The following is a 21,954-nucleotide window of genomic DNA, read 5'->3' as shown; positions in this document are numbered from 1 at the left end:
ATCCATGAACTTCAAGAAACTTGTTCTTGGCACTTTTAGTTTGGCAGCACTTACCCTGTTTGCTGCCTGTAGCGATAGCGGTTCTTCCAGCAAGAGCGACGAAGAAGCCGACAGCAGTTCCTCTGTAGCATCCTTCAAGTCCAGTACATCCCTAAGTGACCGTGCCGATGTGGACTACAAGGATACCGCTAGCATTGGCGACACCATGAGAATTTATGTGGAATTGTTCCAAGGGGACAGTTCCAAGATGGATTCCAGCGTTCTTTACGTAGATAGCCTGGATAGAAACTTCCCCATGTATTTGGGCGAATTCCCCAAGGGCAGTCGCATTCGTGTTTACGCATCCACCTACAACATGGAAAAAGACACTATCCGCGTACGAAATGAACTAGGTGACTACCTAAGAGCCATCACCGCAGTTCCCAAGGGAAATGGACGTAAGGACTCCGCTTATGTGAACTACTTCATTCCCAGCGCGGGAACCGGAGAAGAAGGCGTTTTCAAGGATTCCAACCTGTTTGTCGCCTTCAAGGACCAGCACTACTATCTGGAAGTGACCGGTCAGTTCACGGATTCCACCAGTCTTCGCATGATGGTTCTGGTAGATACCGCCTACTATGAATACACCGGCGAAAAAGAGACCTTCAAGATGAAGATGAATGATTCCCTCAGAGGCATTATCCTCATCGACGATGCTCCGGAAAAAGTTGCTGTCCAGTTCTCCGCTACAGAAGGTTACAGCGTAAACGTGACGACACAGGGCACCAACATCAAGAACTATGAACTTACTGACGGCAAAGATGTGTTGGGCACGACCAATAGCAATTTGGACACCTTGCTCATTCCTAACGACTCCATCACCTGGAATCTGAACATCAAGACCGAAAATTTCTCCAGCATCTGGACAGGTCCTTACGCATTCTTCGAGACAAAGACTTCCGCCCGCGAACTGGAGAAGGGCGAATACTTCTCCAATCCGGACTCTATCCACTATCCTGGTGAAACCTTCGAAAGAACTCGCCCCAAGAATCTCGCGGCCAAGTACGACATCTATCAGGAACAGTTCGTATGGATTGGCGATTACAAGAAGGGCGACTCCATCCTGGTAAAGCACTGGATCAAAAACTACGAAGAAAACAACGTTACAAGTCCTGTTACTTTGGAAGTTCTGGACAAGAACAAGAAATCTCAGGGTAACATCAACAGTGTCTATGGCGGATCCTTCGTAGTTTCCGGCGACATGCCTGAAGGTCCGTTCTACCTGCATTATACCCGATCCAATTCCAAGCCTTTGGCTCAGGTAGAAGACAGCCTGCGTTACGTACTCCAGTTGTACACGCTGATCCAGCAACCAGGCCTCCTGGCATCCATGGACTTCTACAACGCAGAAAACGACTCTATCAGCAACAACATCCGTGCAACCGTTGGTGACACCCTACACCTGAACCAGTTCCAGTTCTATATGACCAACAAGGATGGTTCTAGCTGGGATGACGCAGGCCTTGAAATCACTTGGTTCGTCCCCTGTGAATCCCTGAACTATATTAACAACAAGTATTCCGTCAGCAATTGCGAAGCTAACGAAAATGGTGAACAGGAACTGTCCTCCAATTACGTGATTGTACAGTCGGACGCAGCAGGTAACACAGCCAAGCTGATTGCTCAGAGTGTAGCAGACCCCACCAAGCGTGTGGACCTGAATGTAAAGATTATTGCCAAGTAATTATTCTTCCCAAATTTGATTGGGAAGTTTGGTAATGTCACGGAAGTCCAGTTTGCCTGTGGTAGCTGTCTGAACGCTCACCAGGCGAGCTAAAGGCTTGCCGGCTCTTTCAATAACGATTTCTTCGTCCTTCAAGGCAACCTGATTCAACAGGTTGCCAAAATTTTGACGGACTTCCATTGCGGATACAACTTTTGACATAACGAAGACAATAATAGCCTTTTTACGTATCCGAAATAATTATATTCCCGCTCATGGAACCTGAAATTAAGTCCTATACGGTCACTCAGTACTTGACATCCCTGAAAAGGAAGGTGGAGGAAACCCCCGCCGTCTGGGTTCGCGGTGTAATCACCCAAATTACCCGCAAGCCCAACATTCTGTACCTGACCATTGCGGATTTCGTGGATGGCAACGTAAAGCCCATTTCGGTCATCAACCTATCCTGTTTTGCAGGACGTTTTGCCGCCATACAGGCAAAGATCATGTCCTGCGGGCAACCTTTTGAGCTGAAGGACCAACTTAAAGTCAGTTTTTTGATTAAGGCGGAACTGTACGTTCCCTATGGCAAATTGCAGGCGCAAATTCTGGACATTGACCCCGTCTATACCGTGGGCGAACTGGCCCTGACCAAGCAAGCCATTCTCAAACGTTTGGCTTTGGAAGGCCTGCTGGAAAAGAACAAGGAATTGGAGCTAGCGGAGGTCCCCTTACGAGTGGGGCTTATTACTGGAGAAGGAACTGCCGCCTACAAGGATTTCACCACCAAGTTGGAAGAATCCCCTTTCCGATTTACAGTTGTTACTGAATTTGCCAAAATGCAAGGTTCTGAAACGGAACCCACCGTTCTTGCAGCATTGGCGAAACTTGCTGAAGACGGTTCCCTGGATGTGGTCTGCATTGTACGAGGAGGAGGTTCCAAGACAGACCTGAACTTCTTCGATAGCGAAGCCCTATGCAGAGCAGTCGCCAACTACCCCGTTCCTGTATTTACAGGCATCGGTCATGAAATTGATAGGAGCCTACTGGATGAAGTGTCCTACCAGTACTGCATCACTCCAACGGACACGGCTAAGCGCCTCATTGACCGTGTACTTGAAAGCTATAGCAGGATGGTTCACGTCGCACAGGATATTGCCAACAATTCCAAGGACATGCTGGCAGACTATAAGCAGGACCTGACAAATGTCGGAAATAGCCTGCAGCAAAAGGTGACGAAGAAAATTCAAGGCGAAAAGACAAATCTCGTAATTTGCGGAAACAACCTGAAACGTGATTTACAGTACATCCTTCGTGGAGAAAACGATCGTCTTGAACGTAATACAGAAGGCCTTAAGCAAGGAACCCGCAAGATTCTGGACCTTGAGAAGGCTAAGTTTAGTTTGTTGGAAATCAAGGTAAATGCAGCTAACCCGGCAAACATTCTCGCCAAGGGATATTCCCTTACATTGGATTCTGCAGGAAAATTCATCCGCAGCGCAAGCCAGCTCAAATCCGGAGACAAACTTACCTCCAGATTCCACGACGGAGAAGTTACCTCCATCGTTCAATAAGTCGTTCTGACAAAAATCAGCATCAACAGTTATTGAAACTGCGGGAGAGACTCAATCTTCTCAAAGCGTTTCGTTACCGCGTCAAGTTTGAAATAACGAACAGCATCACCCAACGAGAGCATCACATAGTTGGGGGTCAAAATCTGCAGGTACTTGTTCAGCTGTTGCTGCAATGCAGGCCAGTTGTATTCCCCGGGAGCCTTACATTCCACCAGAAGCCAAGGTTTATCCATACCAGCTCCAGCCCTAAAGTTATGGACCATAATGTCCACGCGGTCATCCGTCTTGGGGTCAATGGCGTTCAGGGGAAATTCCACTGCAATCAAATGTTCCGGAACCTTCACCTGGTCCAACAAATAACGGACAGTCGCCTGGCGCACGTGTTCTTCGGGCGTTGCAGGAACATCCTTCTTGCGAATGGGGTCATATAAGGTTTCAGAAGCCATGTCGCAAATGTAAAAAAGGAAATCCAAAAACTTTTAAAGGGCATCTTGACTTTATCAAAATTCGGTAGTATATTTTTTGCCATGAACAAGATCTTTGAACAGAACATCATCGCAGCAGCGATGGCGGCAGGCGCGGCGGAAGCACGAGCCTGTGTTGAATCATACGCGACTGTTCAGGAATTGTAAAGGTCTGTACGTAACCAACAAGTGAATCAGACAAAAAGGAATTCAAAGGGCAGTCCCAACGGGCGGCCCTTTTTATTTTGCCCGAATTTAAACCAAAACCCATAACTAAAGGAAAATTCTCTAGAATTTTATTCTATAATTAACCCGTTAATTAAGAGAATTATAATACCTCTAAGGAGTATAAAATGAGAAAGCGTTTGCTTACCGAAGGTGCCAAGGAACTGTCTTACGAAATCCGAGAGATCGTAAAGAAGGCGAACCTCCTGAAAACGCTGGGCATGCCGAAGATCCACTGGGAAAACATCGGCGACCCCATTGAAAAGAAGTGCCAGGTTCCCGAATGGATCAAGGACATCGTTGTGGACCTTTCCAAGGAAAACCGTTCCTATGGTTACTGCCCGTCCAAGGGTATGTTGGAAACCCGCGAATTCATCGTGAAGGAAACCAACAAGCTGGGCGGCGCCCAGATTACTGTTGACGACATCCTGTTCTTCAACGGCCTCGGTGATGCAATCGCCACATTGTACAGTCTCCTGTCCATGACCACCCGTATCATTGGACCGTCTCCTGCATACAGCACCCACAGCTCTGCAGAAGCTGCACATGCACACTCTGCTCCTATCACTTACAGCATGAAGCCGGAAAACCACTGGTATCCGGACCTGGAAGAACTTGAAAACAAGGTGAAGTACAATCCCTCCATCGCCGGCATCCTGATTCTGAATCCGGATAATCCCACTGGCATGGTGTACCCCCTGGAAATTTTGCAGAAGATCGTTGATATCGCAAAGCGTTACAACCTGTTCATCATCTGCGACGAAATCTACAACAAGATCACCTACAATGGAGCAAAAGCTTACGCTCTGGCCGAATACATCGGCGACGTTCCGGCTATCGCTCTGAAGGGTATTTCCAAGGAATATCCGTGGCCGGGTGCACGTTGCGGCTGGGCTGAATACTACAACCGCGACAAGGACGAACAGTTCGACGCCTTCTGCCGCGCTCTGGATAACGCCAAGATGGTCGAAGTCTGCTCCACCACTCTCCCCCAGATGACCATTCCTCGCGTGCTGGGCGATCCTCGCTTCATGGAACACCGCCAGGCTCTGAACGAAAAGATTGGCCGTCGTAGCGCTATCATTAACGAAATCCTTTCCGACATTCCGGAACTGTATTTCAACCCCACCTACGGTGCATTCTACAACACCATCATCTTCCGTGAAGGTGTTCTGAACAACCACCAGAGCCTGAAGATCGACAATCCGCAGATCAAGGCCAAGGTTGAAGAATGGTGCTCCAAGACCGAAAATCTGGACTACCGCTTCGTGTACTATCTGTTGGGCGCAAAGGGTATCTGCGTGGTGCCCAGCACCAGTTTCTGCACCGACCTCAAGGGCTTCCGCGTGACGCTGCTTGAAGAAGACGAAGCAGAACTGCGCAGCGTGTTCACTACCATCCACGACGCCATCATCGAATACTTGCACAGCTAGTCGCGGCAAGTCACAAACAAATTAAGCAAGTTTCTGGCCATCAAACCAGGAACTTGTTTTTTATTCTTCCTTTTTTTCAAAAATTCCCCTTGAAAGTTTTCATAAAATGAACTATCTTTGGGCTCACCTAGAAAAAGCCCAGGTAGCTCAGTGGTAGAGCACTTCCTTGGTAAGGAAGAGGTCTCGGGTCCGACTCCCGATCTGGGCTCTAAGTACTAGACCCGTCCGAAATGGCGGGTCTTTTTTTGTTCTTTTCTGGAATGCCGTAAAAAAAGCCTCGCATCGTTGCGGGGCTTTCTTATACAGGTCTATTTGATTACGAGCTGAATTATTCTTCGGCCTTTTTAATAGGAAGCGGAGCGAAAGGCGGCTCCAATTCAATGCTAATGGGGCAATGATCGGAACCCTTCACTTCTGTATGGATATTGGACGCAACGATATTCGGCACAAGACCCATATCTACAAAGGCATAGTCCAGACGCCAACCTACGTTACGGGCACGAGCGCCGAAGCGGTTGCTCCACCAGGAGTAAATATCCCTCTGGTCCGGATGCAGCTTACGGAAGCTATCCACAAAGCCGTTTTCTACGTACTTGTCCATCCAGGCTCGTTCAATGGGCAAGAAGCCACTGACATTCTCGTTTTCCTTGGGACGGGCAATATCGATTTCCTTATGACAAGTATTGTAGTCACCCACAGTAACGACATGCTTGCCGTTACTGATCCAGTTCTTGCAATTTTCCAGGAAGGCATCGTAAAAACGAAGTTTATAATCCAGGCGGTCATCACCGGAACCACCATTAGGGAAATAAATGCAGTTCAGGACCCAATCCGGAAATACTAGCTGGAGGACGCGGCCTTCACAGTCGAATTCCTCAATATCGAAACCATAGTTGACCTGGTCCGGTTCAATCTGGGTCAGCACTCCAACACCGCTGTACCCTTTCTTGCGAGCACAGGGATTCCAGTAGGAGAAATAACCGTCGGCCTTGGTAATACTTTCGGGAATCTGGTCTTCTTCGGCACGGACTTCCTGTAGGCACAGGATGTCAGGCTTAACAGAGTTAAACCAACTCTCAAAATCCTTTTTTAATGCAGAGCGAATGCCGTTAACATTCCAACTGTATATATTCATTTGTTACCCAATCTTAATTCCGGGGCACAATAATAGCTATTTCATTTGTCACTCTGTGTCAAAAAAGACTTTTTTATTGAACACCCCTGCAAATTGACCGTTTTCAGCCCCAAACCGCCCATTTAGTAAATAAAACTTTACAAAAGTCCATTTTCTCAGCATTTTTCCTGAAAATCTTTTTTACAATATCAAAAGAAATAAATCACATAAGCTATTTATAATATTATATTTAAAAGCATGAAATCAAAATTTTTGCTGCTCTCTAGCATCGTGATGCTCTCCTTCTTGGCCGGCTGCGCAGGTTCCTCCAATGGAGAAAACCTGGAAGTCCCCACAAACCTTCCCCCTATCTGCCGAGATATCGACTTTGTTGAGCAGCCCGACATGCGAGAAATGTGCGGTGTCCGTACGGTTCGCACCCTGGCCTATAAGAACGTTCCTCAGCAGCGTTACCTGATCAAGCCTCAGGAAACCTCCATCGTCAAGAGCGGCGACAAGATGGAACTCCGTTTCCAGAACTCCCTGCCGATTTATCTGGACGGTCCTATTACCGACGAAATCCTGTTCAGCCAGGAAAAGCGTCTTGAAAAGATCAAGAATACCTACGATTACCACGAAATTTACACCAGCAAGTCCGATAGAATCCGCATCTTCAAGATGGGCATCCCGACGGACAAGGGTACCAACTACAGTTTCTGCTTCCGCATTCCCGAAAAGAAGGGCAACGACAGAACCCGTAGCCGAGCCATGGGTAACCACATCGAGACCATGAGCTGCGCCGATTACGAAAAGTTGGTTTCCGAGGAACAGAAGAGAAGAGCAAAGTAAGCAAATCTCCCCTAGGTTTCAGGAAGGTCCCCATAAGGGGACCTTTTTTTTTGCTAAATTTGCCACCGAAAAAACAAGAATTCAAGGCAAATATGGCTCCCGAAAACAAGCACATCCACAACGCCCTCAGGCAGGTCCATGTAGACACCTCCTGCACCTCCGTTGCTGGTTTTTCCATCTCCGGGCTCGCCACTTACCTACAGATGTCAGAGTTGGATTTTTGCGTGGACATGGGAGAATGTCCCCTATCCGCAACATCCCTCAATCACGTCTTCCTGACCCATGCCCACGGCGATCACGGACGCTGCCTCATGCGTCACCATAGCCTGCGCAAGATGATGGGCGTAGAACGTGACAGCGTCTACTACATGCCCGATTTCATCTGCGAAGGCGCCAAGGAATGGATTCGGGCGGAAGCCATGTTCGAAGGGGTTCCTGAAAACAAGTTCCGCTACCCCAACATCATTCCCGTCAGCCCCAACGAAATGCGATTCCTGGAATATCGAAAGGATCTCGCTCTGGAAGTTTTTGAAGTAAAGCATTCCATTCCAGCCATGGGTGGAACCCTTTACCATTACAAGAAAAAACTGAAGGACGAATTCCTGCAGAAAACTCCCGCAGAACTGATTGAACTGCGTAAAAACAACGTGGAAATCACTCGCGAAGTTTACGACCCCCTGGTCAGTTTCATGGGTGATTGCATGGGAGAAAGCTTGCTGGACAACTACAGAGTTTTCCAGTCCAAGGTCTTGATTACGGAATGCACCTTCCTGTCTCCGGAAGATGAATCCATGAGCGTTAAGAAGGGACACAGTCATATCAACGACATCGTGAGTGCCTTGAACGAAATGGGCGACAGCGTAAAGTGCGAAAAGATTATCCTAAGCCATTTCTCCATGAAGTATTCCGACAAATACATTAGGGATGTCATTGCCAAGAAGATTCCGGAGAAATTCCTGGATAAGATCGCAATCCTGTTATAGCCAAATTTTAATAATCGTCATGGATCCAATCGCTATGCTCCAGGATGACGTAAGGAACGAAATATGAGTGAAGAAGTAAAAAACGAAGTTGAAGAAGTCACCACCGAAAAGGAGGTGGTCATCCCGGAATTTTTCCGCGACTTGAAGGAAGACGAAAACGCAAAGAGTCTCTGGCACTACGTATTCCGTACCAATGGCGACCGCAAGCCCATCGCCACTCCCGATGGACTCCCCCACAAACTGGACTTCGACTGGAAGGACATGTTCCCTAACCACAACGACCACATCGAAGTGGAAATTGGTTCCGGCAAGGGAAGTTTTATTTCCGACTACGCCGCGAAGCATCCCGACTACTACATCATGGGTAGCGAGTGGGACTACACCTGGGCTGCATTTGCACAGCGCAAGATGAACAAGGCAGGCGTCCTGGAAAACGCAAGCATGCTCCGCGGAGACGTTTTCTATTTCCTTCGTGACGCAGTCAAGGACAACACCGTGGACGCGTTCCACATGTACTTCCCGGATCCGTGGCCCAAGGAACGTCACCACAAGAACCGCCTGCTCCGCCCCGACTTTCTGGAACAGGTAGCTCGCGTCTTGAAGCCTGGCAAGAGAATTTTCTACTGGGGCACCGATCACAAGGAATATAACGAAGTCGCCCTGGAAGTATTCGACAACTTCCCCGGTTGCAAGGTCCTGGTTCGTAACACTGCCGAACCTACCGAAGGCATCATGACCGGCTTTGAAAAGAAGTACCGCAAGGAAGGCCGCCCCATCTACCGCTCCATCATCGAATTCGAGAAGCAGCCCGGCTGTCAACTTTTGACGCTTGCTTTTTTCTAGTTTATCCGCACTATGCTAAAGTCTCTTTCTATTAATGGTTTTACTTTAATTGCCCAGGCAGAAGTTCCCTTCCGTCAGGGTTTTACTGCCATTACCGGCGAAACGGGTGCAGGTAAGTCTGTACTTTTGAAATCCTTAAGGATTGTCTGTGGAGACAAAGCCCAGGGTTCCATGGTCCGTACCGGCGAAGAAAAAGCCGTAGTAGAAGCCACTTTCGACATTAGCAAGGAACCCCAGGTCCAGAACATTCTAGAAGAAATCGGAATCGACCCCGATGACGAACTCGTAATTCGTCGCGAAGTCACGGAAAGCGGAAAGGGCCGCGCCCGCGTCAACGGTTCCATGGTGAACCTATCCGACCTGCAACGTCTTGGCGAAGAACTGATCCAGATGCACGGGCAAAGTGAACAGCTACTCCTCCGTGACACACGCACCCATGTGAAGATGCTGGACGATTATGCAGGCAACGCTCTGCTTCTGGACGAATACACCAAGCAGTGGAATCTCTGGAATGAAATCCAGAACAAGATTTCCGAAACAGAGGAACGAGCAAAGAATCTTGCCGCACAAAAAGACTTCCTGAAGTTCCAGTACGAGGAACTCTCCAAGGCTGCCTTAAAGGAAGGCGAAGAAGAAACCTTGGAAGAGAAAGTCAGCAGTGCCAGCAAGAGCGAAGCGGAACACCGCCTGCTGGACGAAATCCAGGGAATGCTTGCGGGAGAAAACGGACTGTTGGACCAGATGCAAATTTTGCAGTCCAAGATGCATACGCTGGCCATCAAGTGCCCGAATTACGAAGAAGATCTGAAGGCGTTGGAAGAGGTTTACGACCCCTTCGAAAGTATCTGCAAGGATTTGCAGCGCCTCCGTCCCTCCGCCGCCATGAGTGCTGCAGAAATCGACAGAGCAAACGCCCGCATTGCCCAAATTCAAAAAATGAAGCGCAAGTATCGTACAGACGTGGCTGGTCTGATATCCCTTACCGAACAGCGCGCAGAAGAATTGTCCAGCCTGGAAAATCTGGATGCGGATCTGGAGGAATTATCTCGCCAATCCAAGAAGGCACTGACCGAACTGGAGAAAATCGCAGGTCAGCTTACTACCGCAAGAACAGAAGCCGCCAAACGTTACGACAGTGCCGTAAGCGACATCCTCCATACCTTGGGAATGCCTAAGGCCGAATTTAGCACATCTATCGAAAAGCAGTCTTTAACGTCTCTGGGCGCCGATCGCATTGAATTTCTGCTGGCCCCAAACCCTGGCGAAGGTCGTAAGAGTTTGCAGAAGGCCGTATCCGGCGGTGAACTGTCCCGTCTGCTGCTCGCCATCAAGAGCGTCATGGCAGAACTGGACAAGGTCCCCCTGCTAATCTTTGACGAAGTGGACTCCGGCATTAGCGGAGAAGTAGGCAACAGCATTGGCGTCGCCCTCCGTAACCTGGGCAGGCACCACCAGGTTTTAACCATCACCCACCTCCATCAGGTGGCAAGTCGTGCAGCAAACCAGTTGGCAGTAAGCAAGACGGAAATCGACGGTAGAACATTCACTTCTGTGGTGGACCTAGACCGAGACGGTCGTATTGCTGAAATTTCGAGAATGCTGGGAGGTGATTCCGAAACCGTTCGAGAACACGCCAAGCAACTGCTTGACGAAAATTTATAGATTTTAGGTCAAGTTTTAAGAAGAAGAAAAATGAGCGAAGAAATAAAAGAAACCGATATTCTCAATCTTCCCGAAAAGCAAAAGGAAGAAGTTAGACTCCGTACAAGAATTTGGAGCGTCCTCCGCGCACTAGTATTTGTAGCGGTCATTATCTTTATCTGGCAGGGCATGGCAAAGACCGCCACCGCATTCGTCCTGATGGCTATGATCATGGGATGGGTAAACCTTTACCAGCTTCATTCCCAGGAATTGGAAAAGCCCTATTACAGGCTATGGCTTAATTTCATAGACGGACTTCTTTCCTTCGTCGTGATGACCAGCATATTCGTCCGTGACCTGATGCAGAATGCATCCGCAGAAAAATTGCTGGCAGTCGGTTGCGTTTTTTTACTAGCCCGTCTTATTGCGCACACGCTATTCTCCCTGGGAGTTCTCCGCGAAGGCAAGCAGCTTCCCCGCAAGCGTCGCTGGAGCAAATTGGCAAACCTGTCCATAACCATCACCATGGCGGTTTACCTTCTGAATTTGGAAGGATACCAGCAAATATGCATGGTGACTTCCATCCTACTGATATCAGCGGCAACAGTGGCCTACGCCTACTGGTACTACCGCGATCCAGCCCATCGCAAGCCCCTATCCATCGCAAGCCAGCTCACCATGAGCCGCATCGTTCTGACGCCCTTCTTCCTGTGGGTATTCTTCTACGATAACGACCTGAACTACAGCAACAACAGTCTGGTGTTTAAAGTTCTTTCTCTGATAATGGTTCTGGGCTTCATGCTCACGGATTTTTTGGACGGCAAATTGGCTCGTGCGATGGGCGAAGTCAGTACTCTTGGAAAGTATCTTGATCCGTTCAGCGACAAGATTTCCAACATGACCATTTTTATGTGCTTCATCGCTACAGGTTATGCACCCGTATGGATGGTTGCCGTCATTTATTTCCGCGAATCCAGCGTGGAAACACTCCGTACACTTGCAGCAAGCGAAGGCTTGATTATGCCGGCACGTCGCAGTGGCAAATGGAAAACAGCCCTGCAAGGCATCGGAATCGTCGCCATTCTCGCAGGAGCAATCGACCCGATACGCGCACTGATTCCTGGTTTCAATGACATCTGGGACACCTTCCCCACAATCGTCATGGGAGTTATCACCACAGCAACCATCTTGAGCGGTATTGATTATTTCGTATCCTGCAAGCACATCCTCAAAAAATTTGTCTAATATGCAGGTTTATTAAAGTCCTTTAAAAAAAGAAACAATAGCCCTTGACAATAGTCAGGGGTTTTTCTATATATGGTTTCACCTCGACGCGGGGTGGAGCAGTTGGTAGCTCGTCGGGCTCATAACCCGAAGGTCGCAGCGTTCAAGTCCTGCCCCCGCTACTACACAAAAAGTCCAGCTTTACAGCTGGACTTTTTGCTTAGTTGCAGGGCTGTTCACTTATGGCGGCCCCCAATGAAACCGGTTTTTGATCATATTCGGGACCTAATTAATCAAGAATCAAAAAAAATAGATATAGGAATACAAGACCACGCGTTTTCTTCTGACGACTTCATTGCAGGATCGTTTTTTCTACATTTGAAGCATGTCCCGAATGACTGAATCCGAAGCTCTTGATTTGTTTTTGAACGCCCCGTTGGACGAACTTTGCGCCATGGCCAACGCCGAAAAGGAGCGTCGCCACGGCAAGTCCGTTTACTGGGTGAACAACCGCCAGATTAACTACACCAACGTGTGTGTTCTGCACTGCAAGTTCTGTGCATTTAGCAAAATCAAGAAGGATAGCGTGACCGCCTACGACTGGGACTACGATACCATTCGCGACAAGGCAGCCTTCGCCATCAATGGCGGCGCCCGAGAACTTCATATTGTCGGAGGCCTCCATCCCGACCACCCCTTCGATTACTACATTGAAATGTTGCGCAAGCTCCGCGACGAATTCCCCAAGGTGAACCTGAAGGCCTTTACCGCTGTTGAAATCGCCCACTTTGCCAAGCTCTCCGGCCAGACGCCCCTGCAGATTATGGAAACCCTGAAGGGTGCAGGTCTTGACGCCCTCCCCGGCGGCGGTGCCGAAATCCTGGTACAGAGCGTCCGTGATGAAATTTGCCCGGGTAAGGAAACCGGCGAGGAATGGCTGGACGTTCATCGTGCCGCCCACAAGATCGGAATTCCCACCAACGCCACCATGCTTTTCGGCCATATTGAAAAGCCGGAACACCGCATCGCCCACATGAGAATGCTCCGCGACTTGCAGGACGAGGCTCCGGGATTCTTTGCTTTTATTCCGCTGGTCTACCATCCGGAACACAACGCCCTCCACAATATCGTGCCCAACATGACTTCCCAGGAAGACATCCTCCGCACGGTAGCTGTAGCCCGCCTGTTCCTGGACAACTTCCCCCACATCAAGGCTTATTGGATCCAGATGGGTATCGAAACCGCCATGAAGGCATTGCACTCCGGTGCAAGCGACCTGGACGGCACCATCATCGAAGAGAAGATTACCCACGCCGCAGGCGCCAAGGTTCCCGTAGGCATGAGTCCCGCACGCATGCGCGAACTGATTATGAACGAAGGTTTGGAACCTGTGGAACGCGACGCCAAGTACGAAGTGTACGGCTAGTGATTTTGCGAACCCCGCTCTTAGCAGGACTCCACATCAAGCTTTATCACTCGATTTACGTATAAAACTTCATCCAAGAGTATTTTTATAGGTAAAAGAATTACTTTGTACAAAACAAAATTATCTCCTTTGAATGTAAAAAGGCTCAGCGAGAGCATTTTCAGCCATTTTCAAAGGATTTTTTTTGAAATTCACCTTAAAAAAAGACGATTTAGCGTTAATTTGTACAGAATTTTACGTATAAAACCACACAAAATCATCGCCTTATACGTAAAAACGTTTTTTAACTGAGCTCAGCAATCCGCTGCACAGCTTCCGCAAACTGCGGAGGTTCTTGTAACAAACTAATCACGATCCAACCGTCTTCTTCGAAATCAAAGAAGAATCCGGGCTGCACCAGCACATGTTTTTCCCGGAGCAAGCGCAGAGTCAGTTCTTCATCGTCTTCGCCCAGATGGACTACGGCGTACCAGCCCCCAAGAACCTTGGGGCAGTACTTGCTGGGGAATGCAGCGCGCAACGTTTCCCAGTTCAGTTTTAGACGCTCGGTGACCAAGGTTTCATATTCAGCGGAGTTCGCAAGAAGCGGAGCAGCTAGAGCCTGTGCGCAGGAGGATGTACTGAGGTAGGCGTCTTCCACAAATTCCAGGGCGGCGCGTATTTCTTCAAATCTTTCGCGGGGCGCGTAGAATGCCATCCAGCCGAACTTCAACTGAGGCGCACCCACGGCCTTGCTTAAACCGTTAAGCCAGAAGATGGGGCACTTGGGTCCATCGACGGGAGCATAGACCACATCGTTTCCGCCACAGTCAAAATAGTCCCCCAAAGCAGATTCTGAAACAAGTTCAGAATGACTTTCTGCAAGGCCTCCCCGGAGGTACTGCCAGCTACGTTTGACATCATTGCTAAATCCGTAGTCGCCAAAAACTTCATCCACCACAAGGATCAAGTTGTTCTCTTCGCAGAAGCGGACAATTTCGTTCCATTCCTGAAGAGAAACGACATGTCCTGTCGGATTGTGGGGCGACACCAGCAACAAGATGCGGGAACGTTCCGGGGCAGTCAGCAAGCTATCCGTATCAACGACAAAACGGAACTGGGCCGTAGGTTGTTCGCGGGACTTTAACTGAGCCAGCGTGCGTTGCGGTTTATCCCAAATCAGCTTCAAAAAATAAGGCGCACATTCCAGGTGCTCCAACTGAGCCAGTGTATCCAATAGCGGATAACCCGGCATAGGAGTAAGGATGACATCCCCTGGATTGCAGAAGGTTTTGAAAAGAACGGAGTAGGCTTCGCTGGTACTGGCGGTAATGATGACCTGATTTGCGGTGAAGACTCCCCCACGTTCCTTGTAGTACTGAGCGACCGCTTCCCGAGCCTCACGCCAGCCCGAGGCGTCCGGAGACCAACAGCCGAACTGTTTGCGGGCGGAATCCACTGCGGAGTCCAATTCCACCGGAAGTCCCACACGAACAGGAGAACTGACGGTCATGTCGATGTAATCCGGACAATCCTTTTTCGTCCGTTCCAGTTCTGCAAAAAAAGGACTTGGGGTCAAGTCCTTCGGTAAACGTTCGGAAAGTTTGAACTTATCCATTCTTCTTGCGCTTCTTGATGAAGCCCACCAGCAACGTGGAAATCAAAATACCTGCAGGAAGGCAAATGGCGATTGTCAAGAGAATCAATTTCTGCATGTCACTCATTTCCTTCAAGGAATTCTTGAAGTTCTTGAGACGTCCTAGCAATCCAGGCTTTTGGGATACTGCAACAGCATTTTCGTCTCCGTCAGCAGCATCTTCGGAACCAGCAAAGGCCTTGGGACTTGGAATCTTACCTCGCAAATCGTTTAACGCATTCTTAATAGGACCAACGAAACCGCTGATCTTGTCAGTCAACGATTCCTTGATTCTCTTAAAAGGACGAATCAATCTACCAAGCACTTTCCACTTCCTTCTACCTACTGCCTACTGTCACTTCCTACCGTCTACTTCCTACTACCTATACAGCAAGTTCACGCCACCGAAGAGGGCACGCATATTAGCCTTGAGAGTATCGCTACTTACACCGCGGCCTTCCACTTCCTTGTTGTTACCCTTCAGCACGATGCGGCTGAGACCGCGACCAGCCCACAGCTTATCCTTTTCGGGAACCACAACCTGGCGGTACTTGATCAGTTCCACCGGCATGCCGATTTCACGCATCAAAATGAGACCAGCTTCGATAGGACCTTCGGCGGTCACGGACTTGACCAAGGCTTCACCATCCTTCTTGAAGTGGAAGATAAAGCGACCTTCGTCGGGAATCACCTCAATGTTGTTGAAAATCAGGCGTCCGTTGACGTTAACACGCTGTTCGCGGAACACATCCAGAACACGTTCGGCACTCATTTCGCCTTCCTTTTCACTGTAGCTCTTGAGGATGGGCTGCAGTTCGGCGGCTTCAGCCAGGCTCAGCTTGTAACCGAACTTGGTGATGATTTCGTACACGGCGGTACGACCGCTCTGGCTGGTAAAGCTGAGAGAATCGTTCTGGTTACGGCCAATGATGGAATAGTCGATGGGGCGGTATGCACCCTTCTTCATGTCCTTGGTCTTGGAGGCGCCATCCTGATGGATACCGCTACGGTGAACGATAGCTTCGGCACCAATGAGCGGGGCGCGAGTATAAATGCTAACGCCGGACCACTGGGAAATCAAGATGGCGGTTTCGTAAATCTTGTCCAGGTGCAGGCCGGTATCTACGCCGGAATTGTGCAGGCCCAGAGCCACTTCGTAGAAGTTGGTGTTACCGCAACGTTCACCCAAGCCATTCAGGGCAACTTCCAGCTGAGTTGCACCCACAAAGAAACTTTCCACGGTAGCTGCAGTTGCCATGCCCAAGTCGTTATGGCAGTGAACAGAAATGGTCACGTTCTTAGGCATTGCATCGTACACCTGCTTGATCTGGGAGATGTACAGCATGGGGCGGTAACGTTCCACAGTATTGGGCAAATTCAAGGTAGTTGCGCCAGCTTCCACCACAGCCTTCAAGACTTCGATAACGAAATCCATGTTTTCCAGGCAGTCGCCAAAGTGTTCGCAACTGAATTCCACGTCACCCTTGTCGCCTACCAAAGACTTGGCCAGCTTCACGCAATCTACAGCGCGGGCCTTCACCTGTTCCGGAGTCATGTGGAGCACATGTTCCATAGAGAGGGGGCTAGTAGCCAGGAAAGTATGGATACGGGGATGAGGTGCATACTGGACAGCTTCCCAGCAACGCTGAATATCGCTAGGTACGCAACGGGCCAAACCGGAGACAACCACCTTCTGGGCAACTTCGTCGCCTGCGGCAGCCATTTCGGCAGTAAGCTGAGCCAGTTCCTTTACAGATTCAAAATCCATTTCAGAAGAAGCGGGAAAACCCACTTCGGCACCCTGGACGCCCAGCTTCAACAGCTGAAGATAAACATCCTTCTTCTGAGCATTATTCCATGGCTTGGGCAAAGCCTGGTTACCGTCACGGAGGGTGACGTCATAAAAGAACGGTTTTCTTGCCTGATCGGCGCAATCCATCATACATTTCATCTTTCTTATCTCCTGCCGGCATCAATATGCCGCAAGTATCAAATTTTACGCATCAAAAATAAAAAATTGACCATAAAAAGAGACCCGCGACATATTCGAAGCGGGCCTTTTTATTGGTTAAAATCTTTGATTGATTCTAGATAATAGCCTAAAACCTCGCCTCAGTATCACGAAGAGCGATGCAAAGTAGAAGTCGTAGGTCTAGAATCTTTTTCATACCTTGGAATATACAAAGAATTTTTCAATTCGGCAAGGGACGAACAGAACCGATTCAAACAGAGTTCGTTCTGAATTTCTAAATTGAAAAATATGGAACACGAATTCACCATCAGAGGCCGCATTTCCCCTTCTGCCGAACTAGGTGCAAAGCAATCCTGGATCGAGCAGGACTTCGAAAGCATTGGATTAAAGTTTAATTCCAAGGATACGTCCAAATTCACCTTGAAAAGTGAGGATTTGGATAACGGCGCACTGGAACAGGCATGCATGAATTTATCCATAATTCTGAATTGCAAGGTAGCCCTCTGCAAGGATCACGAGCAATACGGTGTAGCCAATGTTTTCAACGGCGGTTCCGACTACGAAGTGGTGGACGAAGATTGCTACCTGTGGATTTATGAACGTGGCACCCGTCTAGAAAGCGAGCACACCAAATTCTTTAACGAAAAATTCATATCTTTGCCACTATGATTCTTCTAGTGGCAGAAAAACCTTCCGTTGCAAACCAGCATTATAGACCAATGCTGGAACGCCTGGAAGGCGAAAAGTTCACCCAGGGCGACGGCTGCCTGATTGGGCAGAACCATTGCATTACCTGGTGTGTCGGTCACTTGATTACCTTGGCCCCCCTGGACGCCTATCCCGGTTTTGAAGGTGGCTGGCGTCTAAGCAATCTCCCCCTGCTCCCCGAAAAATTCCGCCTGATGGAAATCGAAAGCACCAAGAAGCAATTGGCTGTGGTGCGGGACATGATGAATAAGGCAGACGTTCTTGTGAACGGAGCGGATGCGGGTCGCGAAGGTAACCTGATTTTCGACTTGATTCTGGATTACACCCCCGCCTTCCGCCAGAAGCAGGTAAAGCGCCTTTGGGTGAACAGCTACGTGGCCAAGGATTTAGACAAAGCATGGAAAAATCTGGAAGATGCCACGGAACGTCTGAACCTTAGTTTTGCAGCACGCCTGCGTCAACGTGCGGACTGGATGGTGGGCCTCAACGCCACCCGAGCCTACACACTTACCGCCGGCCGTGGCAAGATGATTTCCGTGGGCCGTGTACAGACGCCCACCCTCAACCTGATTGTGGAGCGGGATACCGTCGTCGAACAGTTTAAGGAACTGTACTACTACAGCGTGGTCGGTACCTGGAAAGGTTTCCAGGCACAGCTTTTGCATCCCGATCGGGATACAAAGTCCGACACGAAAAAAGCCGATGCTGAGACACCTCAGCAAGGCGTCCCGTTAAAGGTAGCCGTCTTCGAGAAAGAAGAACCGGCCCAGGCCGTAGTCGATAAGTGTTCCCCGCCAGAAGAAGCGGTTATTACCGCCATCGATGTCCAGCAGAAAAAGCAGTTTCCCCAGAAGCCTTTCGACCTGACAGAACTGCAGAAGGAAGGCAACAAGCGTTTTAAGTACAGCGCCCAGCAGGTGTTGGACTGTGCCCAGAATCTTTACGAAAAAAAACTTCTAACATATCCTCGTACGGACTCCGCCTACCTGCCCGACACCATGAAGCAGGAAGCCTACCAGCTGGCAGCTCGCCTGGCCACCCCCGCCCAACAAGGGATCATGCGCCCCGAAAGCGAAAACTTCGTTTTCATCAACAGCAGCAAGGTGACGGACCATTTCGCAATTATCCCTACAGGCGAACAGCCGAATGGTCTTCCCGAGATGGAAGAAAACATCTACAACCTGGCAAAGGAACGTTTTATCCAGGCATGGTTAAAGCCCTACGTTTGGAACGAAATGGAGGCTTTGTTGGCCAGCCCGCATACAGCCGACCCTGAGAGTCCTCAGGGTGACAGGCAGGAAGTCTTTAGATTAAAACTGAAGCAAAACGAGGACCTGGGTTTCCGTGCGCTTGTGAAGGAAGAAAAGAAAAAGAAGACTTCCAAAAAAAGTGATTCTAGTTCAGGAGCCGGCGGCGACGCAGCCGAAAGCGGTGATAGCGGCAATTCCGACGACATCACCAACATCGTAGACGCCTTCCCGGATTGGAACGTTGGCGACAAGGCCCCCTTCGACACCGTAGAGCTTCAGAAAAAAAAGAAGAGCAAGCCCAAGTACTATACCGAAGCAACTCTCCTCGCCGCCATGAAAACTGCCGGTAAGCAAATTGAGAATGAAGAACTTGCCGAAGCCATGAAGGATCGCGGTCTTGGAACTCCTGCAACCCAGGCAGGCATCATCGAGACTTTGAAGAAGCGCGGCTTCATTGAAGCCCAGAAAAATTACCTGATCAGTACCGCCAGAGGCCGCGAAGTCATTGACTTGATGGATGAAAAAGTCAAGTCTCCAGAAATGACTGGCGAATGGGAATACAAACTCTCGCAGGTGGAAAAAGGACTCTTGACTCCCGTAGAATTCCGCGATGGCATCATGGACTATGTGCGGGAACTATTCGTCCACCTGAAGGAAAAATACGGCAGCCAGTTCGAGAGAGAAACCGTTACCGACGCCCTGCCCTGCCCTAAATGCAGCCAACCCATGGAAATCGCCCCCTGGGGTTACGTTTGCAAGAACAGCGAATGCGGATTCAAGGCAGGCCACACTATTGCAGGCCGCACCCTGAGCCACGCAGAAATGGCAAAGCTTCTGGCCACAGGAAAATCCGACTTACTCAGCGGATTCAAGAGCAAAAAGGGAACCACCTTCAGCGCCACCCTCACTCTGGCCGAAGACGGCAACATCGGATTTGAATTCAGCGATGAACCCAGGGCATCCTCCCCCACGAATTACAAGTGTCCAAAATGCGGCAAGCAGATCCTGGACTCCGGCAACCGCCTTACCTGCGAAAGTAATCTAGGTCCAGAAAACGCAGAATCTACTTGCGATTTTGTCTTCTTCAAGACCATCGCCGGCCACATCATGACCGACGAGGAAATTGCAGAACTTTTCAACAACGGCGCCACCGACGTCATCACCGATTTTATTACCAAGAAAGGCCAATCCTTCAGCGCCAAGGTAATTTGGGACAGCGACCACAAGGCAACATTCTCCTTCGAGAACGACGGTCACTTCCACGGAACAGAAACAAAATACAAGTGTCCGATTTGTAAGCATACGCTGGAAGAAAATAAGAACGCAATTTTTTGTACTGGCAAGGGCACAGATCGGGATGAACAAGGCAATCCTTGTGATTGCAAGTTCACCCTGTTCAAATCCGTAGCAGGAAAGAAGCTCCGTGCAGCAGATATCAAGGCATTGCTCTCCGGAGAAAAGACCGAACTGATCAGCGGATTCAAGAGCAAGAAAGGCGACACCTTTGACGCCTACCTCAAACTAAGCCCCATCGGCCGCGTCGAATTTGAATTCCTGCGACGAGACCTTCCCTGCCCTGTTTGCGGAGACCAGCTTAGATTCCGCAGCGGAACAGACGCCAACGGCAATAACGTATCCGCATACGTTTGCATGAACAACCACTGCAATTACGGCATTCCCAAGATTTTCTATCAACGCGAGTTCTCGGACGAAGAAGTAGAAGAACTTCTCAAGAAAAAATGTACTCCCACTCTGGAGCCATTTAAAAAGAACGACACGGTATTCCGTGCCGCCCTTGAGATCCACGAAGGCGGCAAGCTCGCCTTCAACAAGCTGACTGTGGAAGTGATTGAGAAGAATTAATTCGACTTAAACCAGTCTGGAACCTCATAAACACCCTTGCAGGTTCCATAACTACCTATTTCGAAAATATTGAATTTAACGTTTTCTTGAAAATTACCTTGCAAGTTCACTGAGATAATAACGTCTCCTTCAAAAAAGTTTTCAAAAGTCACTTCAGGGAAAAAATCTTTTGAAAGGTCACTCCATTTCACATTCACCATTTTTACTGATGTAGCCTTTTCCAAATTCCCACTCATCTTAGAATAGCCCTGACTCGTTTCCTTCGAAAGGATAAAAACAGTATGATCTGCTGAACTTAGATACGACATACAGATACCATCTTCTTTTGTCAAATCAGCAGCAAAAGCATGACTTAAAGAGACCTGAACGTATGTACCATTCTTAGGAATAAATGTACCACATATGCCATCACATCCAACAAAAGCAGAATTCGGTATTATTTGACTACCTATTTTTCCACCCAAAGTATCACCCGCTTCAGTTAGCAACCTAGATTCACTATCACTAGGAATCAAAGCCACCCAAGCTGAATCAGGACGAACATCTTTCATGTTCACGCTTTTTTTTCCATTCCAATAGAAACACGTGGAATCAGCTTCAATACAATTTCGTGAAAATAGATTTTTCACTTTGTTGATTGTCGTAATTCTTTCAATTTCTATGATGCCTTGAAGATCTTTTTCACCATAGAAGTTCAAGCTATTTGCAGACTTTATGACAGTATTTTTATCAGAGGAAGAATTCCAGGAATCCCAAACGAACTTTTTTGTACGATGCAGACCAGAGTCTAATGCAACACTTGCATACTGATATTTACTGGGAGATTCTTCATGCAAGGACTGAACTCTCAGACTGAAATTTTGATCGGAAGAGTATTCTACGCAAAGACCGCCCCAATTTGAAATGTCATATCCTGTATAATTTTCTGTATTGCCGTTAAACCAAAGCCAAGGTCCTTCATCTCCATTTATATGGCGAATTTAAGTCGCCAAGTAAATTTGTTTAACTTGCCTAGAAATATACTCTAATGGGGTGAGAAATCCAAGTCGTTTTCTCGGCCGATTGTTC

18 protein-coding genes and 2 tRNA genes are annotated in these 21,954 nt (G+C 48.7%); 13 read left to right on the top strand and 7 right to left on the bottom strand.

The genetic code is table 11. The features are described from left to right. Positions 1-4 precede the first annotated feature (4 nt). Positions 5-1,723 (top strand): hypothetical protein, encoded by a 1,719-nt coding sequence (locus BGX12_RS13435; RefSeq protein ID WP_109736554.1) that lies wholly within the window; start codon positions 5-7, stop codon positions 1,721-1,723. Here BGX12_RS13435 and BGX12_RS13430 read toward each other — a convergent pair whose 3' ends face one another. Continuing rightward, on the bottom strand, positions 1,724-1,924 hold the full coding sequence (locus tag BGX12_RS13430) for a type II toxin-antitoxin system Phd/YefM family antitoxin (RefSeq protein ID WP_109736553.1): 201 nt from the start codon (positions 1,922-1,924) through the stop codon (positions 1,724-1,726). Positions 1,925-1,977: 53 nt separating this feature from the next. Here BGX12_RS13430 and xseA point away from each other — a divergent pair, with 53 nt between their 5' ends. Further along, the gene (xseA, locus tag BGX12_RS13425) at positions 1,978-3,276 is read left to right on the top strand and encodes an exodeoxyribonuclease VII large subunit (RefSeq protein WP_109736552.1); all 1,299 of its coding nucleotides are present in this window, start codon (positions 1,978-1,980) and stop codon (positions 3,274-3,276) included. A gap of 29 nt (positions 3,277-3,305) precedes the next feature. Here xseA and BGX12_RS13420 read toward each other — a convergent pair whose 3' ends face one another. Then, positions 3,306-3,722: a type I restriction enzyme HsdR N-terminal domain-containing protein gene (locus tag BGX12_RS13420; RefSeq protein WP_109736559.1), complete on the bottom strand. Its 417-nt coding sequence runs from the start codon at positions 3,720-3,722 to the stop codon at positions 3,306-3,308. A 371-nt stretch (positions 3,723-4,093) separates the two neighbouring features. On the opposite strand from BGX12_RS13420, the gene BGX12_RS13415 reads away from it, so the two are divergent. Both BGX12_RS13415 and BGX12_RS13410 read left to right on the top strand, forming a co-directional pair. Then, positions 4,094-5,398: a pyridoxal phosphate-dependent aminotransferase gene (locus BGX12_RS13415; protein WP_073158328.1), complete on the top strand. Its 1,305-nt coding sequence runs from the start codon at positions 4,094-4,096 to the stop codon at positions 5,396-5,398. 136 nt (positions 5,399-5,534) lie between these two features. Further along, positions 5,535-5,606: transfer RNA gene (locus BGX12_RS13410), tRNA-Thr, on the top strand. Positions 5,607-5,726: 120 nt separating this feature from the next. On the opposite strand, the gene BGX12_RS13405 is transcribed toward BGX12_RS13410, so the two are convergent. Next, a complete protein-coding gene (locus tag BGX12_RS13405; RefSeq protein WP_109736551.1) occupies positions 5,727-6,533 on the bottom strand; it encodes an exodeoxyribonuclease III in 807 nt (268 codons plus the stop codon). A gap of 237 nt (positions 6,534-6,770) precedes the next feature. On the opposite strand from BGX12_RS13405, the gene BGX12_RS13400 reads away from it, so the two are divergent. The 7 genes from BGX12_RS13400 (at position 6,771) to mqnE (ending at position 13,478) form a co-directional block, all read left to right on the top strand. Continuing rightward, positions 6,771-7,361: a hypothetical protein gene (locus BGX12_RS13400; protein ID WP_233246401.1), complete on the top strand. Its 591-nt coding sequence runs from the start codon at positions 6,771-6,773 to the stop codon at positions 7,359-7,361. Between the two features lie 92 nt (positions 7,362-7,453). Then, positions 7,454-8,344 (top strand): hypothetical protein, encoded by an 891-nt coding sequence (locus BGX12_RS13395; RefSeq protein WP_109736549.1) that lies wholly within the window; start codon positions 7,454-7,456, stop codon positions 8,342-8,344. Positions 8,345-8,407: 63 nt separating this feature from the next. Further along, positions 8,408-9,187: a tRNA (guanosine(46)-N7)-methyltransferase TrmB gene (trmB, locus tag BGX12_RS13390; RefSeq protein ID WP_109736548.1), complete on the top strand. Its 780-nt coding sequence runs from the start codon at positions 8,408-8,410 to the stop codon at positions 9,185-9,187. A gap of 12 nt (positions 9,188-9,199) precedes the next feature. Then, a complete protein-coding gene (gene recN / locus BGX12_RS13385; RefSeq protein ID WP_109736547.1) occupies positions 9,200-10,849 on the top strand; it encodes a DNA repair protein RecN in 1,650 nt (549 codons plus the stop codon). A gap of 30 nt (positions 10,850-10,879) precedes the next feature. After that, positions 10,880-12,073: a CDP-alcohol phosphatidyltransferase family protein gene (locus tag BGX12_RS13380; RefSeq protein ID WP_109736546.1), complete on the top strand. Its 1,194-nt coding sequence runs from the start codon at positions 10,880-10,882 to the stop codon at positions 12,071-12,073. 87 nt (positions 12,074-12,160) lie between these two features. Further along, a tRNA-Met gene (locus tag BGX12_RS13375) sits at positions 12,161-12,234 on the top strand. 203 nt (positions 12,235-12,437) lie between these two features. Beyond that, complete coding sequence (gene mqnE, locus BGX12_RS13370; RefSeq protein ID WP_109736545.1) at positions 12,438-13,478, top strand: aminofutalosine synthase MqnE; 1,041 nt, start codon at positions 12,438-12,440, stop codon at positions 13,476-13,478. Between the two features lie 283 nt (positions 13,479-13,761). Here the strand turns inward: mqnE and BGX12_RS13365 are convergent, their stop codons facing one another. From BGX12_RS13365 to leuA2, 3 genes are read right to left on the bottom strand one after another with little or no spacing between them, the layout of a single operon-like run. Further along, entirely contained in the window at positions 13,762-15,075 is a 1,314-nt protein-coding gene (locus tag BGX12_RS13365) for a pyridoxal phosphate-dependent aminotransferase (RefSeq protein ID WP_109736544.1), read from the bottom strand. Continuing rightward, positions 15,068-15,418, bottom strand: coding sequence for a hypothetical protein (locus tag BGX12_RS13360; protein WP_109736543.1), 351 nt, complete (start codon positions 15,416-15,418; stop codon positions 15,068-15,070). The genes BGX12_RS13365 and BGX12_RS13360 overlap by 8 nt, the downstream gene beginning before the upstream one ends. Before the next feature lie 54 nt (positions 15,419-15,472). Further along, the gene (gene leuA2 / locus BGX12_RS13355; protein WP_233246400.1) at positions 15,473-17,044 is read right to left on the bottom strand and encodes a 2-isopropylmalate synthase LeuA2; all 1,572 of its coding nucleotides are present in this window, start codon (positions 17,042-17,044) and stop codon (positions 15,473-15,475) included. Between the two features lie 309 nt (positions 17,045-17,353). On the opposite strand from leuA2, the gene BGX12_RS13350 reads away from it, so the two are divergent. Both BGX12_RS13350 and BGX12_RS13345 read left to right on the top strand, forming a co-directional pair. Next, positions 17,354-17,734, top strand: coding sequence for a hypothetical protein (locus BGX12_RS13350; RefSeq protein ID WP_109736542.1), 381 nt, complete (start codon positions 17,354-17,356; stop codon positions 17,732-17,734). Continuing rightward, on the top strand, positions 17,731-20,886 hold the full coding sequence (locus BGX12_RS13345; protein ID WP_109736541.1) for a type IA DNA topoisomerase: 3,156 nt from the start codon (positions 17,731-17,733) through the stop codon (positions 20,884-20,886). Before BGX12_RS13350 ends, BGX12_RS13345 begins: the two co-directional genes overlap by 4 nt. Here the strand turns inward: BGX12_RS13345 and BGX12_RS13340 are convergent. After that, the gene (locus BGX12_RS13340) at positions 20,883-21,722 is read right to left on the bottom strand and encodes a hypothetical protein (protein WP_109736540.1); all 840 of its coding nucleotides are present in this window, start codon (positions 21,720-21,722) and stop codon (positions 20,883-20,885) included. The genes BGX12_RS13345 and BGX12_RS13340 overlap by 4 nt on opposite strands. Between the last annotated feature and the right edge of the window lie 232 nt (positions 21,723-21,954).

It is taken from the genome of Fibrobacter sp. UWR4 (assembly GCF_003149045.1).
In the GTDB taxonomy this organism is placed as follows: Bacteria; Fibrobacterota; Fibrobacteria; order Fibrobacterales; family Fibrobacteraceae; genus Fibrobacter.
Note: the sequence above shows the minus strand (reverse complement) of the source record. Positions and strands in the feature narration are given on the sequence as shown.